Origin of the sequence: Streptomyces sp. MH60, assembly GCF_002939385.1 — a bacterium.
Classification (GTDB): domain Bacteria; phylum Actinomycetota; class Actinomycetes; order Streptomycetales; family Streptomycetaceae; genus Streptomyces.
The window spans coordinates 18,918-42,419 of record NZ_MULI01000064.1 but is presented as its reverse complement, the minus strand read 5'-3'; the positions used below and the strand labels follow the sequence as shown (position 1 = coordinate 42,419).

The window sequence follows — 23,502 nt, the reverse complement described above, 5'->3', positions numbered from 1 at the left end:
CGCGCCGACGGCCGCCACCCCGCCCACCGCGACGGGCAGCCGCCGCACGGCCGCGTAGTGGCGGTAGCGGAAGTCCGGGCCGTAGCGGTCCAGGGCCTTGGCGGACCGGCGCACGATCTGCGCGTCCACGGTCGGCAGCGGCAGCGCCCACGCCCCCACCTCCCCGGCGAACCGCGGCGTCCCCATCGGCGTCACCACACGGCGGCCGACCAGCCGGGGCTCGTGCCGCCGGCGTTCCAGCGCGGCGGCCCGCAGCGCGCGGCCCCGCGCGAACTGGCCCAGCGCGGAGGCGAACGTACCGCCCGAGAACGTGGCGCCGACCCGCACGAAGCCGTCCACGCTCAGCGGCACGCCCTCCGGCAGCTGCCGCACGGTGAAGTACACGCCGAGGTCGTGCGGGACGGAGTCGAAGCCGCAGGCGTGCACCAGACGGGCGCCGGTCTCCCGCGCGCGGGCGTCGTGGCGGACGTACGTCAGGTCCACGAACTCGGGCTCCCCGGTGAGGTCCAGGTAGTCCGTGCCGGCCTCCGCGCAGGCGGCGACCAGCGCGTCGCCGTACCGGATGTAGGGGCCGACCGTCGTGGCCACCACGCGCGCCTGCCCGGCGAGTTCGCGCAGGGAGGCCGGATCGGACACGTCCGCGAGCAGCACGCCGACGTCGGCCGCGGCACCCGCCGCACCGGTCAGCCGGTCGCGCAGACGGCGCAGCTTCTCCTCGCCGCGGCCGGCGATCGCCCAGCGCAGTCCGGCCGGTACGTGCGCGGCGAGGTAGCGCGCGGTCAGTTCGCCGACGAACCCCGTCGCCCCGAACAGCACGATGTCGTACGGCCGGTCGGCCGCCTTCAGCCTGCTCATGACATCCCTTCGTCACCCGTCGGCAACCCCTGGGTCCGCAGCACGCGCCGTTGCCGGTGGCTGAGGCTAGCGTGAGGATCGCGCGAACCGGAGAGGAGCCTGCACCATAATTGGCTAAGCGCTTGCTCGCCCGGGTCTTGTGCCCAGTGGAACACGTTCTTAGCATCACTGGTGTTACATCGGTTGTGTCACAGAGCTGGGGGCTGGATGTCGGAAGCGAGGACGCCGACGCGGACGCCGGGCACCGAGGGCCCGCTCGCCGGTGTGCGCGTGGTCGAGCTGGCCGGTATCGGTCCCGGACCCTTCGCCGCCATGCTCCTGGCCGACCTGGGCGCCGACGTCGTCCGCGTCGACCGTCCCGGCGGGCCCGGCCTCGGTATCGACCCCGCCCACGACGTCACCAACCGCAACAAGCGCTCCGTGCTCGTCGACCTCAAGGCAGCCAACGGCCCGGCCCGCGTCCTCGACCTCGCCGAACGCGCCGACGTCCTGATCGAGGGCTACCGCCCCGGCGTCGCCGAACGCCTCGGTGTCGGCCCCGGGGACTGCCACGCCCGCAACCCGCGCCTCGTCTACGGCCGCATGACCGGCTGGGGCCAGGACGGCCCGCTCGCCCCCCGCGCCGGGCACGACATCGGGTACATCGCGCTCACCGGCACCCTCGGCATGATCGGCGACCCCGGCAGGCCCCCGGCCGCCCCGGCCAACCTCCTCGGCGACTACGCGGGCGGCTCCCTCTACCTGGTCGTCGGCATCCTCGCCGCCCTGCACCACGCGCGCGAGAACGGCACCGGGCAGGTCGTGGACGCCGCCATCGTCGACGGCACCGCCCACCTCTCCGCGATGATCCACGGCATGCTGTCCGCCGGCGGCTGGCAGGACCGGCGCGGCGCCAACCTCCTCGACGGCGGCTGCCCCTTCTACGGCACCTACGAGACCGCCGACGGCCGGTACATGGCGGTCGGCGCCCTGGAGCCCCGGTTCTACGCCGAGTTCACGCGGCTGCTCGGCCTCCCCGACCTGGCACCGGCCCGCGACGACCTGGCCCGCTGGCCGGAGCTGCGCGCGGCCGTCGCCGCCCGGTTCAGGACCCGTACCCGAGACGAGTGGACGGCGGTCTTCGAGGACTCCGACGCCTGTACGGCCCCCGTCCTGTCGCTGCGCGAGGCCCCGCACCACCCGCACCTCGCCGCCCGCTCCACCTTCACCGACCACGACGGCATCACCCAGCCCGCCCCCGCGCCCCGCTTCTCCGCGACCCCCACCGCCGTACGCACCGGGCCCGCCCTGCCCGGTGCCGACACCGAGGCCGTGGTCCGCGACTGGGGTCTGGCCCCCGGCTGGGCCCCGGCCCCCCTCCCGAATCCCGAAGTGCACCACCCTCAGTGAAAGGCCTGCCAGTGAGCACCGAAGCGTACGTGTACGACGCGATCCGCACCCCGCGCGGACGCGGCAAGGCGAACGGCGCCCTGCACGGCACGAAGCCCGTCGACCTGGTCGTCGGCCTCATCCACGAGATCCGCGCCCGTTTCCCCGGCCTCGACCCGGCCGCCGTCGACGACATCGTGCTCGGTGTCGTCGGTCCGGTCGGCGACCAGGGCTCCGACATCGCCCGCATCGCGGCCATCGCCGCCGGACTGCCGGACACCGTGGCGGGCGTCCAGGAGAACCGCTTCTGCGCCTCGGGCCTGGAAGCCGTCAACATGGCGGCCATGAAGGTGCGCTCCGGCTGGGAGGACCTGGTCCTCGCGGGCGGCGTCGAGTCCATGTCCCGCGTGCCGATGGCCTCGGACGGCGGCGCCTGGTTCAACGACCCGATGACCAACCTCGCCACCAACTTCGTGCCCCAGGGCATCGGCGCCGACCTGATCGCCACCATCGAGGGCTTCTCGCGCCGCGACGTCGACGAGTACGCGGCCCTGTCCCAGGAGCGCGCGGCCACCGCCTGGAAGGAGGGCCGCTTCGAGCGCTCCGTCGTGCCGGTGCGGGACCGCGCCGGTCTCACCGTCCTCGACCACGACGAGCACCCGCGGCCCGGCACCACCGCCGACTCCCTCGGCAAGCTCAAGCCGTCCTTCGCCGACATCGGCGAGCTGGGCGGGTTCGACGCCGTGGCGCTGCAGAAGTACCACTGGGTGGAGAAGATCGACCACGTCCACCACGCGGGCAACTCCTCCGGCATCGTCGACGGCGCCTCCCTGGTCGCCATCGGCTCCAAGGAGGTCGGCGACCGCCACGGCCTCACCCCGCGCGCCCGGATCGTCTCCGCCGCCGTCTCCGGCTCCGAGCCCACCATCATGCTCACCGGGCCCGCCCCGGCCACCCGCAAGGCGCTCGCCAAGGCCCAGCTGACCATCGACGACATCGACCTGGTCGAGATCAACGAGGCCTTCGCGGCGGTCGTCCTGCGCTTCGTCAAGGACATGGGCCTGTCCCTGGACAAGGTCAACGTCAACGGCGGTGCGATCGCGCTCGGCCACCCGCTCGGCGCCACCGGCGCGATGATCCTCGGCACCCTCGTCGACGAACTGGAGCGCCAGGACAAGCGCTACGGCCTCGCCACCCTGTGCGTGGGCGGCGGCATGGGCATCGCCACCATCGTCGAGCGCATCTGACCCCCTCCCGACGGATACGACGGATCACCTGGAGCACACCCTCATGAGCACCGAGCCCACCACCATCCGCTGGGAACAGGACGACACCGGCGTCGTCACCCTCGTCCTCGACGACCCCGACCAGTCCGCGAACACCATGAACCAGGCGTTCCGCGACTCCCTGGCGGCGATCACCGACCGCCTGGAGGCCGAGAAGGACTCCCTCCGCGGCGTCATCGTCACCTCCGCCAAGAAGACCTTCTTCGCGGGCGGCGACCTGCGCGACCTCATCCGGGTCACCCCGGAGACCGCCCAGGACCTCTTCGACGGCGGCATGGCCATCAAGCGGAACCTGCGCCGCATCGAGACCCTCGGCAAGCCCGTCGTCGCCGCCCTGAACGGCGCGGCCCTCGGCGGCGGCTACGAAATCGCGCTGGCCTGCCACCACCGCGTCGCCCTCGACGCGCCCGGCTCCAAGATCGGCTGCCCCGAGGTCACCCTCGGCCTGCTCCCCGGAGGCGGCGGCGTCGTCCGCACCGTCCGGATGCTCGGCATCACCGACGCCCTGCTGAAGGTCCTCCTCCAGGGCACCCAGTACAACCCGCGTCGCGCCCGGGAGAACGGCCTGGTCGACGAGGTCGCCGACAGCCGCGAGGACATGCTCGCCAAGGCCCGCGCCTTCATCGACGCGCATCCGGAGTCCGCCCAGCCCTGGGACCGGCCCGGCTACCGCATCCCCGGCGGCACCCCGGCGCACCCGAAGTTCGCGGCCAACCTGCCCGCCTTCCCGGCCAACCTGCGCAAGCAGACGAACGGCGCCCCCTACCCGGCGCCGCGCAACATCATGGCCGCCGCCGTCGAGGGCTCCCAGGTCGACTTCGAGACCGCCCAGGTCATCGAGGCCCGCTACTTCGTCGAGCTGGCCGCCGGGCAGACCTCGAAGAACATGATCCAGGCGTTCTTCTTCGACCTCCAGGCGGTCAACTCGGGCGCGAACCGCCCGAAGGGCGTCGAGTCCCGGAAGGTCACCAAGGTCGCCGTGCTGGGCGCGGGGATGATGGGCGCGGGCATCGCCTACTCGTGTGCCCGTGCGGGCATCGAGGTGGTGCTCAAGGACGTCTCGCTGGAGTCGGCGCTCAAGGGCAAGGCGTACTCGGAGAAGCTGTGCGCCAAGGCCGTCGCGAAGGGCCGTACGAGCCAGGAGAAGGCCGACGCGCTGCTCGCCCGGATCACGCCGACCGCCGAGGCGGCCGACCTGGCGGGCTGTGACGCGGTGATCGAGGCGGTGTTCGAGGACACCTCGCTCAAGCACAAGGTGTTCCAGGAGATCGAGCACGTCGTCGCCCCCGACGCCCTCCTGTGCTCCAACACCTCGACGCTGCCCATCACGGCGCTGGCCGAGGGGGTCGAGCGCCAGGCCGACTTCATCGGGCTGCACTTCTTCTCTCCCGTGGACAAGATGCCGCTGGTGGAGATCATCAAGGGGGAGCGGACCGGGGACGAGGCGCTGGCGCGGGCGTTCGACCTGGTCCGGCAGATCAGCAAGACGCCGATCGTGGTCAACGACTCGCGCGGCTTCTTCACCTCCCGGGTCATCGGCCACTTCATCAACGAGGGCGTCGCGATGGTCGGCGAGGGCGTCGAGCCCGCCTCCGTCGAGCAGGCGGCGGCCCAGGCCGGTTACCCGGCCAAGGTGCTGTCCCTGATGGACGAGCTGACCCTGACCCTCCCGCGGAAGATCCGCAACGAGACGAAGCGGGCCGTGGAGGAGGCGGGCGGCACCTGGACCGCGCATCCCGCCGAGGCGGTCATCGACCGCATGGTCGACGAGTTCGAGCGCCCGGGGCGTTCCGGCGGCGCCGGGTTCTACGAGTACGGGGACGACGGGAAGCGCGCCGGGCTGTGGCCGGGGCTGCGCGAGCACTTCACCGACCCGGGGTACGAGATCCCGTTCGCCGACATGCAGGAGCGCATGCTCTTCTCGGAGGCGCTGGACACCGTCAAGCTCCTGGAGGAGGGCGTCCTGACCTCCGTCGCCGACGCCAACATCGGCTCGATCTTCGGCATCGGCTTCCCCGGCTGGACCGGCGGCGTCCTCCAGTACATCAACGGCTACGACGGCGGCCTGCCGGGCTTCGTCGCCCGCGCGCGCGAGCTGGCCGACCGCTACGGCGAGCGCTTCACCCCGCCGGCGCTGCTGGTGGAGAAGGCGGAGAAGGGCGAGGTCTTCACGGACGGCCGCTGAGCCGGATCATTCACCGGCCTCCCGGTCGAGCCACTCCCGCAGCTCCTCGCGCAGCGACCGCTGGAACGTGGTGAGCAGTGCCTGCACCACCAGCGGGCGCATGTGCGCCGACAGGGACCGCACGTCCCGCGCGTCGCGTTCGGCGACCGCGTCGCGCAGCAGCCGCGACAGGTCCCGCGCGGCGGCGCGGGAGTGCTCCAGGAGGGCGGTACGGGCGGCGAGGACCGTCTCGGGGGAGAAGGGCAGGTCGAGCAGCTCGACGCCGAGCCGGAGCAGCCCGGCGTCGACGCGGTAGCCGTCGCCGTCGGGCACCACGATGTCCATCGCCCCCAGCCGGTCCACCTCCTCGTCGGTGAGCGGGCGCCCCGCCCGCCTGCCCAGCTCGTCGCGGGTGACCCGCTCCACCGTCCGGGGCGCCCAGGAGGCCACCACCGCGCGGTGCAGCGCCAGGTCGTGCGCGCTCAGGTCCGACGGCAGCTGCCCGAGGTAGCGCTCGATCGCGGCCAGCGTCATGCCCTGGTGCTGCAGCTCCTCGATCAGCGCCAGCCGGGCCAGGTGCTCCCCGTCGTAGTGCCCCACCCGGCGCGGGCCGATCACCGGCGGCGGCAGCAGCCCCCGGGTGCCGTAGAAGCGGACCGTGCGCACGGTGACGCCGGCCCGCGCGGCCAGCTCGTCGATCGTGAGGGTCTGCCCCCCGGCCTCGGCTGCCTCGGTGTCGCTCGTCGTCATGTGCAGCAGTATCGCTGTCTCACCAATGCTGTGACACCTCTTGTGCACCGGGTGGAGGCGATCGGTGGATCATGTGAGAAGTCACGCTGTGTGACATGAGACACCGCATGTCTACGCAGCGTCGTGGGAAGGTGCTGCCTTGGTCTGTGCCGCGAGGGTGGTGCGGGCCTTGTCACTGTACGGACGACCCGGGCACATCCCGCCCGGGCGCACCAGAGAGTGGAACCACCCGTGAGCAAGGACGCCGTCGCCACGGCACAGGCCGCCGCCCACCCACAGGCGGCCCAACGACCCGCGGACGCGGGCGACGCCGGCTACAGCAAGGACCTCAAGGCCCGCCATGTCAACATGATCGCCATCGGCGGCGCGATCGGCACCGGCCTCTTCCTCGGCGCCGGCGGGCGCCTGCGCGACGCCGGACCGGCGCTCGCGATCGCCTACCTCGTCGCCGGCGTCTTCGCCTTCTTCGTCGTCAAGGCACTCGGTGAGCTGGTGCTCTACCGGCCCTCCTCCGGATCCTTCGTGTCGTACGCGCGCGAGTTCCTCGGCGAGAAGGGCGCCTACGTCGCCGGCTGGATGTACTTCCTGAACTGGTCGACGACCGGTATCGCCGACATCACCGCGATCGCGCTGTACACGCACTACTGGAGCATGTTCACGAGCATCCCCCAATGGGTGCTCGCCCTGATCGCCCTCGCGGTGGTCCTGGCCGTGAACCTCATCTCGGTGAAGATCTTCGGCGAGATGGAGTTCTGGTTCGCGATCGTCAAGGTCGCCACCCTCGTCGGCTTCATGCTGATCGGCATCTTCCTGCTCGCCACCCAGCACGAGGTGGGCGGGCAGACCCCGGGCGTGGGCATGATCACCGACCACGGCGGCCTCGTCCCGCACGGTGTGATGCCCGTCGTCCTGGTCATGCAGGGCGTGATCTTCTCCTACGCGGCCCTGGAACTGGTCGGCGTCGCCGCCGGCGAGACCGCCGAGCCGCACAAGATCGTTCCCCGCGCGGTGAACTCGATCATGTGGCGGGTCGCGCTGTTCTACGTCGGCTCGGTCGTGCTCCTGGCCCTGCTGCTGCCCAGCTCGCTCTACTCGGGCGACGAGAGCCCCTTCGTCACGGTGCTGTCGGGGATCGGTGTGCCGGCCGCCGGTGACGTGATGAACCTCGTCGTCCTCACCGCCGCGATGTCGTCGCTGAACTCCGGCCTGTACTCCACCGGCCGCATCCTGCGCTCCATGGCGATGGCGGGTTCCGCGCCCAAGTTCACCGGCGTGATGAGCCGCAGCCAGGTCCCCTACGGCGGCATCCTGCTGACCTGCGCGGTGTGCGTCCTCGGTGTCGGGCTGAACTACCTGGTGCCGAGCAAGGCCTTCGAGATCGTGCTGAACGTCGCCTCCCTCGGCATCATCAGCACGTGGGTGATCATCATGATCTGCCACCTGGTGTTCGTCCGCCGGGCGCGTGCGGGCCTGGTCGAACGGCCGAGCTTCCGGCTGCCCGGCAGCCCCGTCACGGAGATCGTCACGATCGTCTTCCTGCTGGCGGTCATCGGCCTGATGTGGAACGACGAGGAGGTCGGCCGCAAGACCGTGCTGCTGGTGCCCGTGATCGCGGTGATGCTGGTGGCCGGCTGGTTCGGCGTCCGGCGCCGGGTGGCGCGCGACGCCGGGCAGGAGCCGTCGACGCCGGCGAAGTAGCGGCCCGGGGCCGTTGTCAGTGGCAGCCCCTGCATGATCGGCCAGCGCGGCACGAGAACCGGCAGCAAGGGCGTCCCCGTGCGCTACGAGGCCATCGGCAGCGCGCTCGGCCGTCTCGCCGGCAAGGCGGCCGAGCTGGACGCGTCCGTGCACCTGCCCCGCATAGGCTGCGGCCTGGCAGGCGGCGAGTGGTCCCGCGTGGAGCCGCTCATATCCGACCGCCTCGTCCGGCGCGGCATCCCCGTGACCGTCTACGACCACGGGGACAGCGCCTAGGACGCTGCGCGACTCAGTGCTCGTGCACGTCGTTCGTCGCGGCGATCTTCTGCCAGGAACGGGGCTGCACGGTCGGCGCCACGGGGGCCTTCGCGAGGGACCGGGCGCTCGCCGCCGGGGCGTCCGGCTTCGACGGCTGGAACAGCCAGGTGTCGAACAGCGCGGCCAGCGGCTCGCCCGACACCTCCTCGGCGTACCGCTGGAAGTCCGCGACGGACGCGTTGCCGTGGGCGTACTTCGCGGGCCACCCCTTCAGGATCGCGAAGAAGTCCTCGTCCCCGATCTCGTTCCGCAGCGCCTGCACGGCCAGCGCACCCCGGTCGTAGACGGCCCCGTCGAACTGGTTCTCCGGACCCGGGTCGCCGGGCTTCACCGTCCAGAACGCGTCGTCGGCCGGGTGCGAGGCGTACGTGTAGTCGGCCAGCTCCTGCGCCGTGCCCTCGCCCTCGTGCTCGGACCACAGCCACTGGGCGTACCGAGCGAAGCCCTCGTTGATCCAGATGTCCTTCCAGCCGCGCACCGAGACCAGGTCGCCGTACCACTGGTGGGCCAGCTCGTGCACGACGACGGACACGTTCGACCCGTTCGCGAACTGCCGCGGGCTGTAGAACGGCCGGGTCTGCGTCTCCAGGGCGTACCCGGTGTCGGTGTTCGGCACATAGCCGCCGAGCGCGTCGAACGGATACGGCCCGAAGTAGTCGCTCAGCCAGTCGGCGACCTCCCCGGTCCGCTCGACGCTGGCCCGCGCCGCGCCGTCGTTCGCGCCCAGGTCCCTGCTGTAGGCGTTGACGACCGGGATGCCGCCCTCGGTGGTGCCCGTGGTGAGGTCGAACCTCCCGACCGCCAGTGTGGCCAGGTACGTGGCCTGCGGCTGGTCCGAGCGCCAGTTCCAGCGCGTCCAGCCGAGGCGCGAACTCGTCGACTGGAGCGTGCCGTTGGAGATCGCCTGGGTGCCGTCCGGCACCTGCACCGACACGTCGTAGGTGGCCTTGTCGAGCGGGTGGTCGTTGCTGGGGAACCACCACGCCGCGGCCTCGGGTTCGTTCGCGGCGACCCCGCCGTCCGGGGTGCGGTGCCAACTGGTGAAGCCGAACGCCTGTTTCGAGGACGGCACGCCGCTGTAGCGGACGACGACGGTGAGGGACGAGCCCTTGTCCAGCGGCTTCTTCGGAGTGATCACCAGCTCCTGCTGGCCCGAGGTCGTGAACGCGGCCTTGGCGCCGTTCACCCGCACCTCGCCGACGTCCAGCAGGAAGTCGAGGTTGAACCGCGACAGGTCCGCGGTGGTGCGGGCCAGGATCGTCGCCGTCCCCTCCAGCCGGTCCGTGGCCGGCTGGTACTTCAGGCGCAGGTCGTAGTGCGAGACGTCGTATCCGCCGTTGCCGTAGGCCGGGTAGTAGGGGTCGCCGATACCCGGAGCGCCGGGGGAGTGGGCCGCCGCCGACGCCGGGATCGCCAGCATGAGGGAGGCGGCGCCCAGTGCGCCCGGCACGATGAATCTGCGGTGCACGAAAGCTCCAAGTCGTAGGGACACGAGATCCGTTCGGAATCCGTTCGGAGCCTATTCAGCCCCTGAGCGCACCGTCATGTCCACGGCCACTCCTGTCACACGATCGCCATCCGGCCGTCATGGGTCACCCTCGGCCCTCTTATGCGCGGGGGTGGACCGATGTACCGTCCGCGCATGCCGATACGCATGCGCCTCACCCTCCGGAGACCGCTCGCGACGGCGGCCCCGGCCCACCTGTCCGCCCCGCGCGTCGACAAGGGCCTCGACGGCCCTTCCACCGACACGCCGACATGCGCCTTGGACCTCTCCCGCAGGTCGGCCCGCATACCGTTCGTCGGCGGCACCGCCGCGTGCACCAGGCCCCCCGCCGGTACGAGGACCGCCGCTCAGGCACTCGCGCCGCACCGCGGCGTGACCGCACCGCACCCCACGCACCGCGTCCCGAAGGGAGGCCGATGAACCGCCTGCGCACCCTCACCGCGACCATCGCGGCCCTCGCCGCGTCCCTCCTCGTCCCGTCCCTCCTCACCGCACCCGCCCACGCCGACGACGCCGTACACCACCCGCCTCGCACCGGGTTCGAGCGGACGAACGGCGCCCGCTGGACCAGCCAGCCGGAGGAACAGGCCCTCCTGGCCGCCGTCGACCGGGCGAGCGGCCGGGTCGGCCTCGACCGCATCGGCACCACGAAGCAGAACCGTCCGCTCCAGCTCGTGACCATCGGCAGTCCCTCCGCCGCGAACAAGGTGCTCCTGGTGTGCAGCCAGCACGGCGACGAACCCTCCGGCCGCGAGGCCTGCCTGACCACCGTGCGGGACCTCGCCTACGCCACCGACCGCGCGACCCGGCGCTTCCTGGACCGCACCGCCGTGCTGGTGGTGCCCACCGCCAACCCCGACGGCCGGGCCGCCGACACCCGCGGCAACAGCGACGGCGTCGACGTCAACCGCGACCACCTGGCCCTCGCGACGGCCGAGGCCCGCGCCCTGGCCGCCGTCGTCCGCGACGAGCGCCCCGACGCCATCTACGACCTGCACGAGTACGGCGCCACGCCCCCGTACTACGACAAGGACCTCTTCGACCTCTGGCCCCGCAACCTCAACACCGCCGCGCCGGTCCACGACGAGGCCCGCACCCTGTCCGGCGCGTACGTCCGCCCCGCCGCCGAGCACGCCGGCCACTCGACGGGCACGTACGGCATCTGGACCGACCCCAAGACCGGCGACCCGGTCAAACAGACCGCCGGCGACGGTCAGGAACGCATCCTGCGCAACATGTCCGGCGTCAAACACGCGGTCGGCCTGCTCATCGAGAGCCGCGTCGACGCCCTCACCGACGCCGAGCGCGAGGACCCGGCCCTGAACCACCGGCGCCGGGTGGACTCCCAGCTCGCCGCCCTGGACGGCCTGTTCCGCTTCACGGACGTACGGCGCGGACGTGTCGAGGCGGCCACGGGCGCCGCCCGCCGGGCCGGACTGGCCGATTCCGGACCCGTGTACCTGGGCGGCGCGGACAACGACCCGGCCGAGGACTCCGAGGTGCTCCAGGACCCGCCCTGCGGCTACCGGCTGACCCCCGCCCAGTACCGGGACGTCGCGGACGAACTCGCCCTGCACGGTGTAAAGGTGCGTCCGACCGGGGAGAAGGGCGCCTACGTACCGCTGCGCCAGGCACAGCGAGCCCTGGTGCCGCTGCTCCTGGACGAGCGCGCGACGTACCACGTGACGGTGGGCGAACCGGACGCCCGCTGTTGAGGAGGTGAGTTCCGCGTCTTACGTGGTAAGGGCGTAGCGGAGGAGTATTTTCGGCCTGATCGACGTGAAAGGTGCCGTCTGTGACGCAGGACCGACCAAGCGACAAGGAAGAGCACGAAAGGGGCACGCTTCCGGGTTCGGAAGCGGGCCTGCCGGGGCAGGAGCACAAGCCCCGGACCGACCGCGTCGTCTTCGGCGTCACGGCTGTCCTGACCCTGGCGTTCGTCGTGTGGGGTGCCGCCGCCACCGACTCGCTGGAGGACGTCTCCAGCAGCATGCTCGGTGGCCTGCTGCACAACGGCGGCTGGGCGTTCACCCTGGCCGCGTCCGGTTTCGTGGTCTTCGCCCTCTGGCTGGCGGCCAGCCGCTACGGCCGCATCCACCTGGGGGCCGAGGGCGAGGAACCCGAGTTCCGGACCGTGTCCTGGGTCGCCATGATGTTCAGCGCGGGCATGGGCATCGGTCTGATGTTCTACGGCGTGAGCGAGCCGCTGGCGCACTACACCACGCCCCCGCCCGGCACCGACCCGGCCGACTCCGGCGACCGCATGGCCACGGCCATGGCCACCACCCTGTTCCACTGGACGCTCCACCCGTGGGCGATCTACGCGGTGGTCGGTCTCGGCATCGCCTACAGCACCTTCCGCAGGCGGCGCAGGCAGACCATAAGCGCGGTGTTCACCCCGCTCATCGGCGAGAGGCACGCCAACGGCGCCGGCGGCCGGGTCATCGACATCCTGGCCATCATCGCGACGATCTTCGGCTCCGCGGCCTCGCTCGGCCTCGGCGCGCTCCAGATCGGCTCCGGCATGGAGAAGCTCGACTGGATGGACAAGGTCAGCACCGGACTCCTCGTCGGCATCATCGCGGTGCTCACGGTGGCGTTCGTGGCCTCCGCGATCTCCGGCGTCGAGAAGGGCATCCAGTGGCTGTCCAACACCAACATGGTGCTGGCCCTGCTGCTCGCCGTCTTCGTGTTCATCGCGGGTCCGACCATCCTCATCCTCGACCTGCTGCCGACCTCGGTCTTCGCCTACCTCGGCGAGCTGCCCCAGATGGCCGGCCGCACCGAGATCAGCGGCGGCAAGGGGGTCGCGGACTGGCTGGGCAGCTGGACCGTCTTCTACTGGGCGTGGTGGATCTCCTGGACGCCCTTCGTCGGCATGTTCATCGCCCGCATCAGCCGGGGCCGGACGATCCGTCAGTTCATCGGCGGCGTCATCCTGGTGCCCAGCACGGTCAGCCTGGTCTGGTTCGCGATCTTCGGCGGCTCGGCGATGCGGCTGCAGGAGCAGAACCGGCTGGGCGACGACTCGACCCCGGAGGGCCAGCTCTTCGGCGTGCTCCAGGAGTACCCCATCGCCACCGCCACCAGCCTGCTGGTGATGATCCTCGTCGGCATCTTCTTCGTCTCGGGCGCCGACGCGGCCTCCATCGTGATGGGCACGCTCTCGCAGAAGGGCGCGCTCGAACCCAGCCGCTGGGTGGTGATCGTCTGGGGCGTGGTGACCGGCGCCGTCGCGGCCATCATGCTGCTGATCGGCAGCGGCGAGGCGGACGCGCTCACCGGTTTGCAGAACCTCACGATCCTCGCGGCGGCGCCCTTCGTCATCGTGATGATCTTCATGTGCGTCGCCCTCATGCGCGATCTGCGCCGCGACTCGCTCATCGTGCGCGGCGAGATGGCCAACGAAGCCGTCGAACTGGCCGTCATCGAGGGCCACAAGCAGTACGAGGGCGACTTCGAGATCCGGATCGGCCCCGGCCCCGGCACGGAAGTGGAGGGCGACCCGATCGGCAAGCACCACGAGGACTGAGCCCCGCGGCCCGGCCGACCGGAACACCGGCGTCAGGAGGCGAGCCGGGCCGCCTCCTCGGCGCAGCCCCAGGCCACGGTGACGCCCGCGCCGCCGTGGCCGTAGTTGTGCACCAGCCGCCGCCCGTCCGGCAGCGTCCCGCGCTCCAGCCGGACCGTGTCCCGGGCCGGCCGCAGCCCCACCAGGTGCGCGAGCACCCGCGCCCCGGCGATCTCGGGACGCAGGGCCGCGCACCGCCGCACGATGGCCTCCGCGACCGCCGGGTCCGGCTCGGTCGACCAGGCGTCCTCCTCGGCCGTCCCGCCCAGCAGGAGCCGGCCCGGCTGCGGAAGGAAGTACGTGGTCTCCCCGGAGTCCGCGTCGGCCGAGACCAGCCAGGTGCGGATGCCGGGGTTCTCCACGACGACCAGTTGCCCGCGCACCGGCCGCACCGCCGGGTCCGGCACCAGGTCCCGGGCGCCCAGACCGGTGCAGTTGACCACGACCGGCGCGTCCGCCTCGGCCAGGTCGGTCACCGCGCGGTCCTCCACCGTGCCGCCCGCGGCCAGCAGCCGCTCCCGCAGCCACGGCAGATGAGCCGACATGTCGATGAGCGGCAGCCGCGCCCACAACCCCGTACCGGCGTACTCGGCGGCACGGGCCGCACGCAGTCCCGGCAGCCGGGCCGCGGCCCACCCGTCCACCTCGTCCAGGCCGGTCTCGCCGAGCACCCCTTCGAGCAGGCGTACGCCGGTCCGTTCGGGCCGGGCCGCCAGCTCCTCGTACACGTCCAGGGACCGCAGCGCCCAGGTCTGCGCCAGCGCGACCGGCTCGATCCGGTACGGCCACCACAGGCCGCCCGCGACCACCGAGGTGGTCCGCTCCGCGGGTTCCCGGGTCCACAGCCGGACCCGCCTGCCCCGCTCGGCGAGGACGACGGCCGTCGTCAGCCCGATCACCCCGCCGCCGACCACGACGACCTCGTCATCCAGTTCGGTTTCCACACCGCGACGTTAACCGAAGCCCGGGCGCCGTGCTCCAAGCGGCCCCGCCGCGGGAATACTCACCGCATGGCTGCCGAGTACGCGACCTTCGGTCTGGCCCCGGCGACGCGCGCCGGCGGGGTCCACACCAACGGCGACTTCCAGGTCCACCGCGACTTCATGGACTTCGTCGTCGACGGGCGCCCCCTCCTGTTCCGCCTCTCCGACCTGGACGCGGTCTCCCCGCTCGCCTCCGACGTACCGCCCGCCATCTTCACCGCACAGGTCCGCGGCCTCCTCCTGGAGACCGACGCACCCCTGCCCGGCGGCCGGTACGTCATCTACGGCTGCCCCGAGTGCGCGGACCTGGCCTGCGGCGCGGTGACCGCCGTGATCCTGCGGGACGGCGACGACTTCGTCTGGCGCGACTTCGCATGGCAGACCGGCGCACACGCCGACCTGGAGCTGAACGGCTACCACGGCATCGGCCCCTACCGCTTCGCCGGCGCCGACTACCGCACGGCGCTCGCCACCCTGCTCGACGGCACACCGCACCCCCGCCGCCGCGTCCTGCTCATCGGCGCCCGGGTCGCCCAGCTCGCCCGGCTCGCCGCCGCGCTGCGCACCATCGGCATCGGCGCCGACATCACCCAGGACGCCCGCGACGTGCCGGCCGACGAACTGCGGACCTACGGCGCCGTCGCCTTCGGCCGCGCGGTCACCGAGGACCAGCGCGCGTCCGTACGCCGGGCCTTCGCGGACGCCGGCGTGGAGGTGACCCACGTCGACGGCCTGGCCCCGGTCGTCCCGGTGCTCGTCGCCCAGATCGAACACGCCCTGGACCGCGGCCCGGCCGAACGCCACCGCCTGACCCGCCTGACGGCGAACGCCGCCGCCGCCGACATCGAGGTGACCTCGCCCTGCCGGGTACGCCTCACCGCGTACCGCCTCGACCGCCTGCACCGCACCCACGTCCACGAGGTCTTCGACGGCGTACTGGAACCGGGCGGCCACCGCGTCGCCCTGGCCGCGGGCGCGGTGAAGGGGGAGGCCTACGTGGTGGCGCGGACGCCGGAAAGCGTGCTGGTGACGGCGGTGACGCGGGACGGACCGGGGCCGGTCGAACCCGGCTGAGCGGCCGCGGGAGCGGCGTTAGGATCGACGGTCTGATGACTGCCACCCTCGTCGCCAAGAACCTCGCCGCCGGCCACGGCGACCGCTCCCTGTTCACCGGGCTCGACCTCGTCGTCGCACCCGGCGACGTCATCGGTCTCGTCGGGGCCAACGGCGCGGGCAAGTCCACCCTGCTGCGGATGCTCGCCGGGCTGACCACGCCGGAGGAGGGGGAACTGCGCCTGTCCCCGCCCACCGCCACCGTCGGCCACCTCCCGCAGGAGCCGGAGCGCCGCCCCGGCGAGAGCGTCCGGGCGTTCCTGGCCCGCCGCACCGGCGTCACCGAGGCCCAGCGCGCCATGGACGAGGCCACCCAGGCCCTGGTCGACGGCAGCCTCGGCGCCGACGACGCCTACGCGACCGCCCTGGAGCGCTGGCTGGCCCTGGGCGGCGCCGACCTCGACGACCGGGCGGAGGAGACCGCCGACGCGCTGGGCCTGACCGTCGACCTGGACCAGCCGATGACCTCGCTGTCCGGCGGCCAGGCCGCGCGCGCCGGCCTCGCCTCCCTCCTCCTGTCCCGCTACGACGTCTTCCTCCTCGACGAGCCGACCAACGACCTCGACCTGGACGGCCTGGAGCGCCTCGAACGCTTCGTGACCGGCCTGCGGGCCGGCACCGTCGTCGTCAGCCACGACCGCGAGTTCCTCACCCGCACCGTCACCAAGGTCCTCGAACTCGACCTCGCCCAGCGGCAGGTCAACCTCTACGGCGGCGGCTACGAGGGCTACCTGGAGGAACGCGAGGTGGCCCGCAGGCACGCCCGCGACGAGTTCGAGGAGTACGCCGATAAGCGGGCCTCCCTCCAGGACCGGGCCCAGACGCAGCGCGCCTGGATGGACAAGGGCGTCAAGAACGCCCGGCGCAAGGCGGGCAACGACAACGACAAGATCGGCCGCAAGTTCCGCAGCGAGGCCAGCGAGAAGCAGGCCGCCAAGGCCCGCCAGACCCAGCGCATGATCGAACGCCTGGAGGTCGTCGAGGAGCCGCGCAAGGAATGGGACCTGCGCATGGAGATCGCCTCGGCGCCCCGCTCGGGCGCGGTCGTCGCCACCCTGCGCGACGCCGAGGTCCGGCGCGGCGGCTTCGTGCTCGGCCCGGTCTCCCTCCAGATCGACTGGGCGGACCGGGTGGCGGTGACGGGAGCCAACGGCGCGGGCAAGTCCACGCTCCTCGGCGCCCTCCTCGGCCGCGTCCCCCTCGACGCCGGGCACGCGGCGCTCGGCTCCGGTGTCCTGCTCGGCGAGGTCGACCAGGCCCGCGCGCTGTTCCACGGCCCCGAGATCCTGCTCGACGCCTTCCGCGCGGCCGTCCCGGACATGGACCCGGCGGAGATCCGCACCCTGCTGGCCAAGTTCGGCCTCAAGGCCGACCACGTCGTCCGCCCGGCGTCGACCCTCTCACCCGGCGAACGCACCCGGGCCGCCCTCGCCCTCCTCCAGGGCCGGGGCGTCAACCTCCTGGTCCTGGACGAGCCGACCAACCACCTCGACCTGCCGGCCATCGAACAACTCGAGTCGGCCCTGGACGCCTACGAAGGCACTCTCCTCCTGATCACCCACGACCGCCGCATGCTCAACGCGGTAAGAGTGACCCGCCGCCTGGAGGTGACGAACGGCAAGGTGACGGAGACCTCCGCCTGACTGCGGGCAATCGTGCCGCTGGGGCGGCACGGGTGGGCGCAGCGGCACCCCGCAACGCCGGGCTGCGCACCCACCCCCGCCCCGCCCCAGCGCCGGGCGCCTACGCCAACCCGGCCCGCCGCAACGCATCCGCCATCGCCCCGCTGGACGGAGCAGGCGCCGACGTAGGCCGCCCCTTACCGCCGGCGGCCTTCCGCTGCCGGGGCGGCTTCCCACCCCGCTCCTTCTTGGGCTCCCCCTGCGGAGCCGCTTCGTCGTCCAACCGCAGCGTCAACGAGATCCGCTTGCGCGGAATGTCGACGTCCATCACCTTCACCTTCACGATGTCCCCGGGCTTCACCACGTCCCGCGGATCCTTCACGAACGTCCTCGACATCGCGGACACGTGCACGAGCCCGTCCTGGTGCACACCGACGTCCACGAAGGCCCCGAACGCCGCCACGTTCGTGACGACCCCCTCCAGCACCATCCCGGACGACAGGTCGGAGAGCTTCTCCACGCCCTCCTTGAAGGTGGCCGTCTTGAAGGCGGGCCGCGGGTCGCGCCCCGGCTTCTCCAGCTCCCGCAGGATGTCCGTGACCGTCGGCAGACCGAACGTCTCGTCCACGAACTGGTCCGGCCTCAGCGACCGCAGCACCGACGTGTTGCCGATCAGCCCGGTCACCTCCTGCCCGGCGGTCCTCACCATCCGCCGCACCACGGGATACGCCTCGGGGTGCACGCTGGACGCGTCCAACGGGTCCTCGCCGCCCCGGATCCGCAGGAAGCCCGCGCACTGCTCGTACGCCTTGGGACCGAGCCGCGGCACCTTCTTCAGCGCGGTCCGCGACGTGAACGGCCCGTTCGCGTCGCGGTGCGCCACGATGTTCTCGGCGAGTCCGGAGGTGATGCCGGACACCCGGGCGAGCAGGGGTGCGGAGGCGGTGTTGACGTCCACCCCCACGCCGTTCACACAGTCCTCGACCACCGCGTCCAGCGACCGGGACAGCTTCACCTCGGAGAGGTCGTGCTGGTACTGGCCGACGCCGATCGACTTCGGGTCGATCTTCACCAGCTCGGCCAGCGGGTCCTGCAGCCGCCGGGCGATCGACACCGCGCCGCGCAGCGAGACGTCCATGTCCGGCAGTTCCTGGGAGGCGAAGGCGGAGGCCGAGTACACCGAGGCGCCAGCCTCGGACACCATCACCTTGGTGAGCTGCAACTCCGGGTGCTTCGCGATGAGTTCCCCGGCGAGCTTGTCGGTCTCGCGGGAGGCCGTGCCGTTGCCGATGGCGATCAGGTCGACCGTGTGCTCCTTCGCGAGGCGCGCGAGCTTGGCGATCGCCTCGTCCCACCGGTTGGCGGGGACGTGCGGGTGGATCACGTCCGTGGCCACCACCTTGCCGGTCGCGTCGACCACGGCGACCTTCACGCCGGTACGGAAACCGGGGTCGAGGCCGAGCGTCGCGCGGGTGCCCGCCGGGGCGGCCAGCAGCAGGTCGCGCAGGTTGGCGGCGAACACGTCGACCGCCTCGTCCTCCGCGGCGGTGCGCAGGCGCAGCCTGAGGTCGATGCCGAGGTGCACCAGGATGCGGGTGCGCCAGGCCCAGCGGACGGTGTCCACCAGCCACTTGTCGGCGGGCCTGCCCCGGTCGGCGATCCCGAACCGGCTCGCGACCATCGCCTCGTACGAGGACGGACCCTCGGTGGGCTCCTCGGGCTCCAGGACGAGGTCGAGCACGCCCTCCTTCTCGCCGCGCAGCATCGCGAGGACCCGGTGCGAGGGCAGCTCGGTGAACGGCTCGGCGAAGTCGAAGTAGTCGGCGAACTTGGCGCCGGCCTCCTCCTTGCCCTCCTTGACCTTGGCGGCGAGCCGCCCGCGCGTCCACATCCGCTCGCGCAGCTCGCCGATCAGGTCGGCGTCCTCCGAGAACTTCTCCGTGAGGATCGAGCGCGCCCCGTCCAGGGCGGCCTGCGGATCGGCCACGCCCTTGTCGGCGTCGACGAACGCGGCCGCCGCGGCCGGCGGGTCCACCGACGCGTCGGCGAGCAGGCCCTCGGCCAGCGGCTCCAGACCCGCCTCGCGCGCGATCTGCGCCTTCGTCCGCCGCTTCGGCTTGAACGGCAGGTAGATGTCCTCCAGGCGCGCCTTGGTCTCCGCCGCGCGGATCCGCGCCTGAAGCTCCTCCGTGAGCTTGCCCTGCTCGCGCACCGAGTCGAGGATCGCCGAGCGCCGCTCCTCCAGCTCCCGCAGGTAGCGCAGCCGTTCCTCGAGCGTGCGCAGCTGCGCGTCGTCGAGCATCTCGGTCGCTTCCTTGCGGTAGCGGGCGATGAAGGGCACCGTCGAGCCGCCGTCGAGCAGCTCCACCGCGGCCTTCACCTGCCGCTCCCGCACGCCGAGCTCGTCGGCGATCCTGCTTTCGATGGACCCTACGTCGGGTGTCGTCACGATGCCGTACCGCCTTCTCACTGAGGTTGCGCGGCAATTGTGGCAGGTGACACCGACAATCGGGGATCAGGGCGCCGTCCGGGCCGGTCGCGACCGACGAGAGGGGCCCGGATCAGACCCTGCGGCTCCGGGTGGAGGACGAGGCCCCGCCGAAGAGCCGGGCCAGGGCCCGGAAGGGAAGCGTCACCACGGTGGCGATCGCTCCACCGATCTGGCGCAGAACGTCTGCGATGGCACGGAACACGGGTAGCCCCTTTCGTCTCCCGGCCGCCCCGGCCGGGAGACTTACGGGTACCTCGGTCGCGGCCTCGCATGCCTGTCCGTACACTCCGTCCGAACCCGGGCGTGTCGTCAGCGCTTGGCGAGCAGGTCCGCCGGGAAGGCGCCCGCACCGAGCGCCTTACGCGCGAAGGCCGTCCCGAGTTCCGTCAGACGTGCCACACCCTCCGCGCCCAGGTGCGCGTACGGGGCCGTGTCCAGCCGGTCCGTCTCCCGCTCGATCCCCTCGCGCAGGGCCGTACCCTCCTCGGTCAGCTCGCCGGCCGCGTCGACCAGCCCGCGCTCGCGCAGCCGGCCCGCGGCCGCGTCCCACTCCTCCCGGGTCCAGCCCCGGGTGGTGAAGATCCACTTCGGTGCCATGCCCTTGCCGGTCGCCGTGTGCGTCACCAGCGCCTCCAGGCCGTCCAGGCCCGCGGTCATCAGCGCGGCGAGGTGGCCGTCGCCGCGGTGCTCGCGCAGCAGCGTCGCGGCGTGCCAGAGCGCCAGGTGGGGGGCGTCGGGCACGGGCAGGTCCGCGTGGGCCGAATAGAGCGGGCGGGCGCTGCGGGAACAGCCCTCGGCGGCGCGCAGGGCCAGCTCGGCCGCCTCCGCCATCTCGGCCGACGCCACGGCCTCCTCGCCCAGCAGACGGCGCAGTGTCGCGTCGACGGCGCGCACGCGCCCCGCCAGCGCCTGCTCCGGCGTGACCTTCTCCCACACCGCGGGCACGTGCCGGGCGACGAGGTCGTGCTTGTAGTTGTAGAACGCCGCCGTCACGGCACCGGCGCCCACCGGACCCAGCGCGGCGGCGCGCACCGCGAAGTTGACGGCACGGGCGTCGGTGACCCCGAGAGCGCCCAGCTCCCGCCCCAGGTCGGGCGAGAAGTAGTGCGTCGAGTGCAGGGAGTTGAGTGCGTTGTGGCAGCGGCGGCCCGCGCGTGCGTCGATGGCGGCAGTCGTCATGCCACGCACGTTACCAACCGCTCAGTACGTCGTCCGGGCCGGTGCGGTGGACGGCAGGAAAGGTGGGGTTCTCGTCATTGCGGACGTACCGCGGCGGGGCCAAGAATCAACGGCATGGCACAGCGAACCGGCCGAACCGTTCTGGTGCTCCTCTTCGACGACGTCCAGAGCCTCGATGTCACCGGCCCCGTGGAGGTCTTCGCGGGCGCGGAGACGCACACGCCGGGCACCTACCGCATCCGCACGGCCTCCCTGCACGGGGCTCCCGTGCGCACCTCCAGCGGTCTGACCGTCGTACCGGACCAGGCACTCGGCGACGGGCCGGCACCGGACACGCTGGTGGTCCCCGGCGGCCAGGGCTCGCGGAACCCCGACCCGCGCCTGATCGGCTGGCTGCGCGAGCACGGACCCGGCGCCCGGCGTCTGGTCTCCGTCTGCACCGGGGCGATCCTGCTGGCCCGGGCGGGGCTGCTGGACGGCCGCCGTGCCACCACCCACTGGGCCTACAGCGGCCGGCTCGCCCGCGACCACCCGGCCGTGGACGTCGATCCCGACCCCATCTACATCCGGGACGGGAAGGTCTCCACCTCCGCCGGCGTCACCTCCGGCATCGACCTCTCCCTCGCGCTGGTGGAGGAGGACCTGGGCCGGGACGTCGCCCTGACCGTCGCCCGGCACCTGGTGGTGTTCCTGCGCAGGCCGGGGAACCAGGCCCAGTTCAGCGCCCAGCTGGCCGCTCAGACCGCACGCCGGGAACCGCTGCGCGACGTGCAGCAGTGGATCACCGAGCACCCCGGCGCCGACCTGAGCGTGGAGTCCCTCGCCGCCCGCGCCAGCCTCTCGCCGCGCCACTTCGCCCGCGCCTTCCGGGCGGAGACCGGCACGACACCGGGCCGGTACGTCGACCGGGTCCGCCTGGAGCACGCCCGCAGGCTCCTGGAGGACACCGGCGACGGCGTCGAGGAGGTCTCCCGCGCCAGCGGCTACGGCACGCCGGAGGCCATGCGCCGCGCCTTCGTCAAGGCCCTCGGCGCCTCACCCGCGGAGTACCGCCGCCGCTTCCGCCCCGTCCCGGCCCACTGACGCCCGTCACCGCACCACCGTCCACCGACCGACCCCGGGAGGAAACACGTGCAGATCGCCATCGTCCTCTTCGACCGCTTCACCGCCCTCGACGCCGTGGGCCCGTACGAGATCATGAGCCGCGTTCCGGACGCCGAGACCGTCTTCGTCGCCGAGCGGACCGGCCCCGTCCGCAACGACACGGGGAGCCTGGCGCTCACCGCCGACCGGACCCTGGCGGACCGGCCCGCCCCGGATGTCGTCGTCGTCCCGGGCGGCCCGGGCCAGGACGCGCAGATGGACAACGAGGCCCTGCTGGACTGGCTGCGCGCCGCCGACGCCACCAGTACCTGGACCACCTCGGTCTGCTCGGGCTCGCTGCTGCTCGGCGCCGCGGGCCTGCTGAGCGGCCGCCGCGCCACCTCGCACTGGCTGGCCCTGGACCTCCTGAAGCGGCACGGCGCCGAGCCGACCGGGGAACGGGTCGTCACCGACGGCAAGTACGTCACCGCGGCCGGCGTCTCCGCCGGCATCGACATGGCACTCACCCTGGTCGGCCGGATCGCCGGCGACGAGCACGCCCAGGCGGTGCAGCTGCTGACCGAGTACGACCCGCGGCCGCCCTACGACGCGGGTTCCCCCGAGAAGGCGCCCGCCCGGCTCGTCGAGGAGTTCCGCACCGGGAACCGCTTCACCCTGACGTAGGCCCGCTCCAGCCGAAACGCGGCTGCCTGCGCTCCAGGAAGGCGGCGACCCCCTCCGCGGTGTCGCCGCTGCCGCGCGCCTGCGCGGCCCAGTGGGCGTCCCGGTCCGTGCGCCCGTTCGCGAACTCCTTCGCCGCCGCCTGGGTCAGCAGCGAGCGGGACGCCAGCACCCGGGTGAACTCCGCCACCCGCTTGCCCAGTTCGCCCTCCGGCAGCACCTCGTCCACCAGACCGGTGCGCAGCGCCCGTGCGGCGTCGATCAACTCCCCGCTGAACAGCAGGTACTTCGCGGTGGCGGGCCCCGTCAACGCCACCAGCCGCCGGGTGGCGGACGCCGGATACACCACCCCCAGCTTGGCCGGGGTCACGCCGAACAGGGCCGTCTCCTCGGCGAACCGCAGGTCGCACGCCGCCGCCAGCTGCGCCCCGCCGCCCACGCAGTGCCCCCGGACCGCGGCGAGCGTCGGCTTGGGGAAGGCGGCGAGAGCCTCCTCGGCCCGCACCGCCAAGCCCTGTGCCTCCTCGGCCGACTCGCGCAGGGCCGAGATGTCGGCACCGGCGCAGAAGGTCGCGCCCTCGCCGGTCAGCACCAGCGCCCGCACCCCGGGATCGGCGGCCAGGTCGTCGAGGACGCGGGGCAGCGCCCGCCACATCGCGGCCGTCATGGCGTTGCGCTTGGCCGGGTGGTGGACGACGACGGTGGCGACCGAGTCGGCGACCCGGTGCAGCAGCTGCGGCTCCATGGGCCGGATGTTATCCACCGGCCCCGGCGCGGCCGGCGGCCGGGCAGGCGGGTCAGGAACGGTCCCGTGTCATGCGCCAACGATCAGA

18 protein-coding genes and 1 pseudogene are annotated in these 23,502 nt (G+C 72.6%); 11 read left to right on the top strand and 8 right to left on the bottom strand.

Features of this window, described 5'->3' with window-relative positions; all coding sequences use genetic code 11:
• Positions 1 to 855: saccharopine dehydrogenase family protein (locus tag BZZ08_RS29360; RefSeq protein WP_104635232.1), on the bottom strand; the 855-nt coding region annotated here is incomplete at its 3' end.
• 207 nt (positions 856 to 1,062) lie between these two features.
• Between BZZ08_RS29360 and BZZ08_RS29355 the strand changes: the two genes are divergently transcribed.
• The 3 genes from BZZ08_RS29355 to BZZ08_RS29345 are packed head-to-tail and all read left to right on the top strand — an operon-like array spanning position 1,063 to position 5,694.
• Positions 1,063 to 2,244: a CaiB/BaiF CoA transferase family protein gene (locus tag BZZ08_RS29355; protein ID WP_104635231.1), complete on the top strand. Its 1,182-nt coding sequence runs from the start codon at positions 1,063 to 1,065 to the stop codon at positions 2,242 to 2,244.
• A gap of 11 nt (positions 2,245 to 2,255) precedes the next feature.
• A complete protein-coding gene (locus tag BZZ08_RS29350) occupies positions 2,256 to 3,470 on the top strand; it encodes an acetyl-CoA C-acetyltransferase (protein ID WP_104635230.1) in 1,215 nt (404 codons plus the stop codon).
• Between the two features lie 43 nt (positions 3,471 to 3,513).
• A complete protein-coding gene (locus BZZ08_RS29345; protein WP_104635229.1) occupies positions 3,514 to 5,694 on the top strand; it encodes a 3-hydroxyacyl-CoA dehydrogenase NAD-binding domain-containing protein in 2,181 nt (726 codons plus the stop codon).
• A 6-nt stretch (positions 5,695 to 5,700) separates the two neighbouring features.
• Here the strand turns inward: BZZ08_RS29345 and BZZ08_RS29340 are convergent, their stop codons facing one another.
• Complete coding sequence (locus tag BZZ08_RS29340; protein WP_198601757.1) at positions 5,701 to 6,423, bottom strand: MerR family transcriptional regulator; 723 nt, start codon at positions 6,421 to 6,423, stop codon at positions 5,701 to 5,703.
• Between the two features lie 231 nt (positions 6,424 to 6,654).
• On the opposite strand from BZZ08_RS29340, the gene BZZ08_RS29330 reads away from it, so the two are divergent.
• Positions 6,655 to 8,121, top strand: coding sequence for an amino acid permease (locus BZZ08_RS29330; protein WP_104635227.1), 1,467 nt, complete (start codon positions 6,655 to 6,657; stop codon positions 8,119 to 8,121).
• Positions 8,122 to 8,154: 33 nt separating this feature from the next.
• Positions 8,155 to 8,397 (top strand): annotated as a pseudogene (locus BZZ08_RS29325) (Appr-1-p processing protein); the annotation flags it as partial.
• Positions 8,398 to 8,410: 13 nt separating this feature from the next.
• On the opposite strand, the gene BZZ08_RS29320 reads toward BZZ08_RS29325, so the two are convergent.
• Entirely contained in the window at positions 8,411 to 9,907 is a 1,497-nt protein-coding gene (locus tag BZZ08_RS29320; protein ID WP_198601756.1) for a M1 family metallopeptidase, read from the bottom strand.
• Positions 9,908 to 10,362: 455 nt separating this feature from the next.
• Between BZZ08_RS29320 and BZZ08_RS29310 the strand changes: the two genes are divergently transcribed.
• Both BZZ08_RS29310 and BZZ08_RS29305 read left to right on the top strand, forming a co-directional pair.
• On the top strand, positions 10,363 to 11,661 hold the full coding sequence (locus BZZ08_RS29310) for a M14 family zinc carboxypeptidase (RefSeq protein ID WP_104635224.1): 1,299 nt from the start codon (positions 10,363 to 10,365) through the stop codon (positions 11,659 to 11,661).
• Positions 11,662 to 11,741: 80 nt separating this feature from the next.
• A complete protein-coding gene (locus BZZ08_RS29305; RefSeq protein ID WP_104635223.1) occupies positions 11,742 to 13,478 on the top strand; it encodes a BCCT family transporter in 1,737 nt (578 codons plus the stop codon).
• Positions 13,479 to 13,510: 32 nt separating this feature from the next.
• Here BZZ08_RS29305 and BZZ08_RS29300 read toward each other — a convergent pair whose 3' ends face one another.
• The gene (locus tag BZZ08_RS29300) at positions 13,511 to 14,461 is read right to left on the bottom strand and encodes an FAD-dependent oxidoreductase (RefSeq protein ID WP_104635222.1); all 951 of its coding nucleotides are present in this window, start codon (positions 14,459 to 14,461) and stop codon (positions 13,511 to 13,513) included.
• Between the two features lie 66 nt (positions 14,462 to 14,527).
• On the opposite strand from BZZ08_RS29300, the gene BZZ08_RS29295 reads away from it, so the two are divergent.
• Both BZZ08_RS29295 and BZZ08_RS29290 read left to right on the top strand, forming a co-directional pair.
• Complete coding sequence (locus BZZ08_RS29295; RefSeq protein WP_104635221.1) at positions 14,528 to 15,574, top strand: oxidoreductase; 1,047 nt, start codon at positions 14,528 to 14,530, stop codon at positions 15,572 to 15,574.
• A gap of 35 nt (positions 15,575 to 15,609) precedes the next feature.
• On the top strand, positions 15,610 to 17,256 hold the full coding sequence (locus tag BZZ08_RS29290) for an ABC-F family ATP-binding cassette domain-containing protein (RefSeq protein ID WP_104635220.1): 1,647 nt from the start codon (positions 15,610 to 15,612) through the stop codon (positions 17,254 to 17,256).
• Between the two features lie 100 nt (positions 17,257 to 17,356).
• Here the strand turns inward: BZZ08_RS29290 and BZZ08_RS29285 are convergent, their stop codons facing one another.
• The 3 genes from BZZ08_RS29285 to BZZ08_RS29275 all read right to left on the bottom strand — a co-directional run bounded on the left by BZZ08_RS29285 (position 17,357) and on the right by BZZ08_RS29275 (position 20,905).
• On the bottom strand, positions 17,357 to 19,684 hold the full coding sequence (locus tag BZZ08_RS29285) for a Tex family protein (RefSeq protein WP_104635219.1): 2,328 nt from the start codon (positions 19,682 to 19,684) through the stop codon (positions 17,357 to 17,359).
• Positions 19,685 to 19,796: 112 nt separating this feature from the next.
• Positions 19,797 to 19,928, bottom strand: coding sequence for an LPFR motif small protein (locus BZZ08_RS39880; RefSeq protein ID WP_010042827.1), 132 nt, complete (start codon positions 19,926 to 19,928; stop codon positions 19,797 to 19,799).
• Between the two features lie 107 nt (positions 19,929 to 20,035).
• Positions 20,036 to 20,905: an SCO6745 family protein gene (locus tag BZZ08_RS29275; RefSeq protein WP_198601755.1), complete on the bottom strand. Its 870-nt coding sequence runs from the start codon at positions 20,903 to 20,905 to the stop codon at positions 20,036 to 20,038.
• 114 nt (positions 20,906 to 21,019) lie between these two features.
• On the opposite strand from BZZ08_RS29275, the gene BZZ08_RS29270 reads away from it, so the two are divergent.
• Positions 21,020 to 21,988, top strand: coding sequence for a GlxA family transcriptional regulator (locus BZZ08_RS29270; protein WP_104635217.1), 969 nt, complete (start codon positions 21,020 to 21,022; stop codon positions 21,986 to 21,988).
• A gap of 48 nt (positions 21,989 to 22,036) precedes the next feature.
• A complete protein-coding gene (locus BZZ08_RS29265; RefSeq protein WP_104635216.1) occupies positions 22,037 to 22,672 on the top strand; it encodes a DJ-1/PfpI family protein in 636 nt (211 codons plus the stop codon).
• Here the strand turns inward: BZZ08_RS29265 and BZZ08_RS29260 are convergent.
• The gene (locus BZZ08_RS29260; protein WP_198601754.1) at positions 22,659 to 23,414 is read right to left on the bottom strand and encodes an enoyl-CoA hydratase/isomerase family protein; all 756 of its coding nucleotides are present in this window, start codon (positions 23,412 to 23,414) and stop codon (positions 22,659 to 22,661) included. The genes BZZ08_RS29265 and BZZ08_RS29260 overlap by 14 nt on opposite strands.
• Between the last annotated feature and the right edge of the window lie 88 nt (positions 23,415 to 23,502).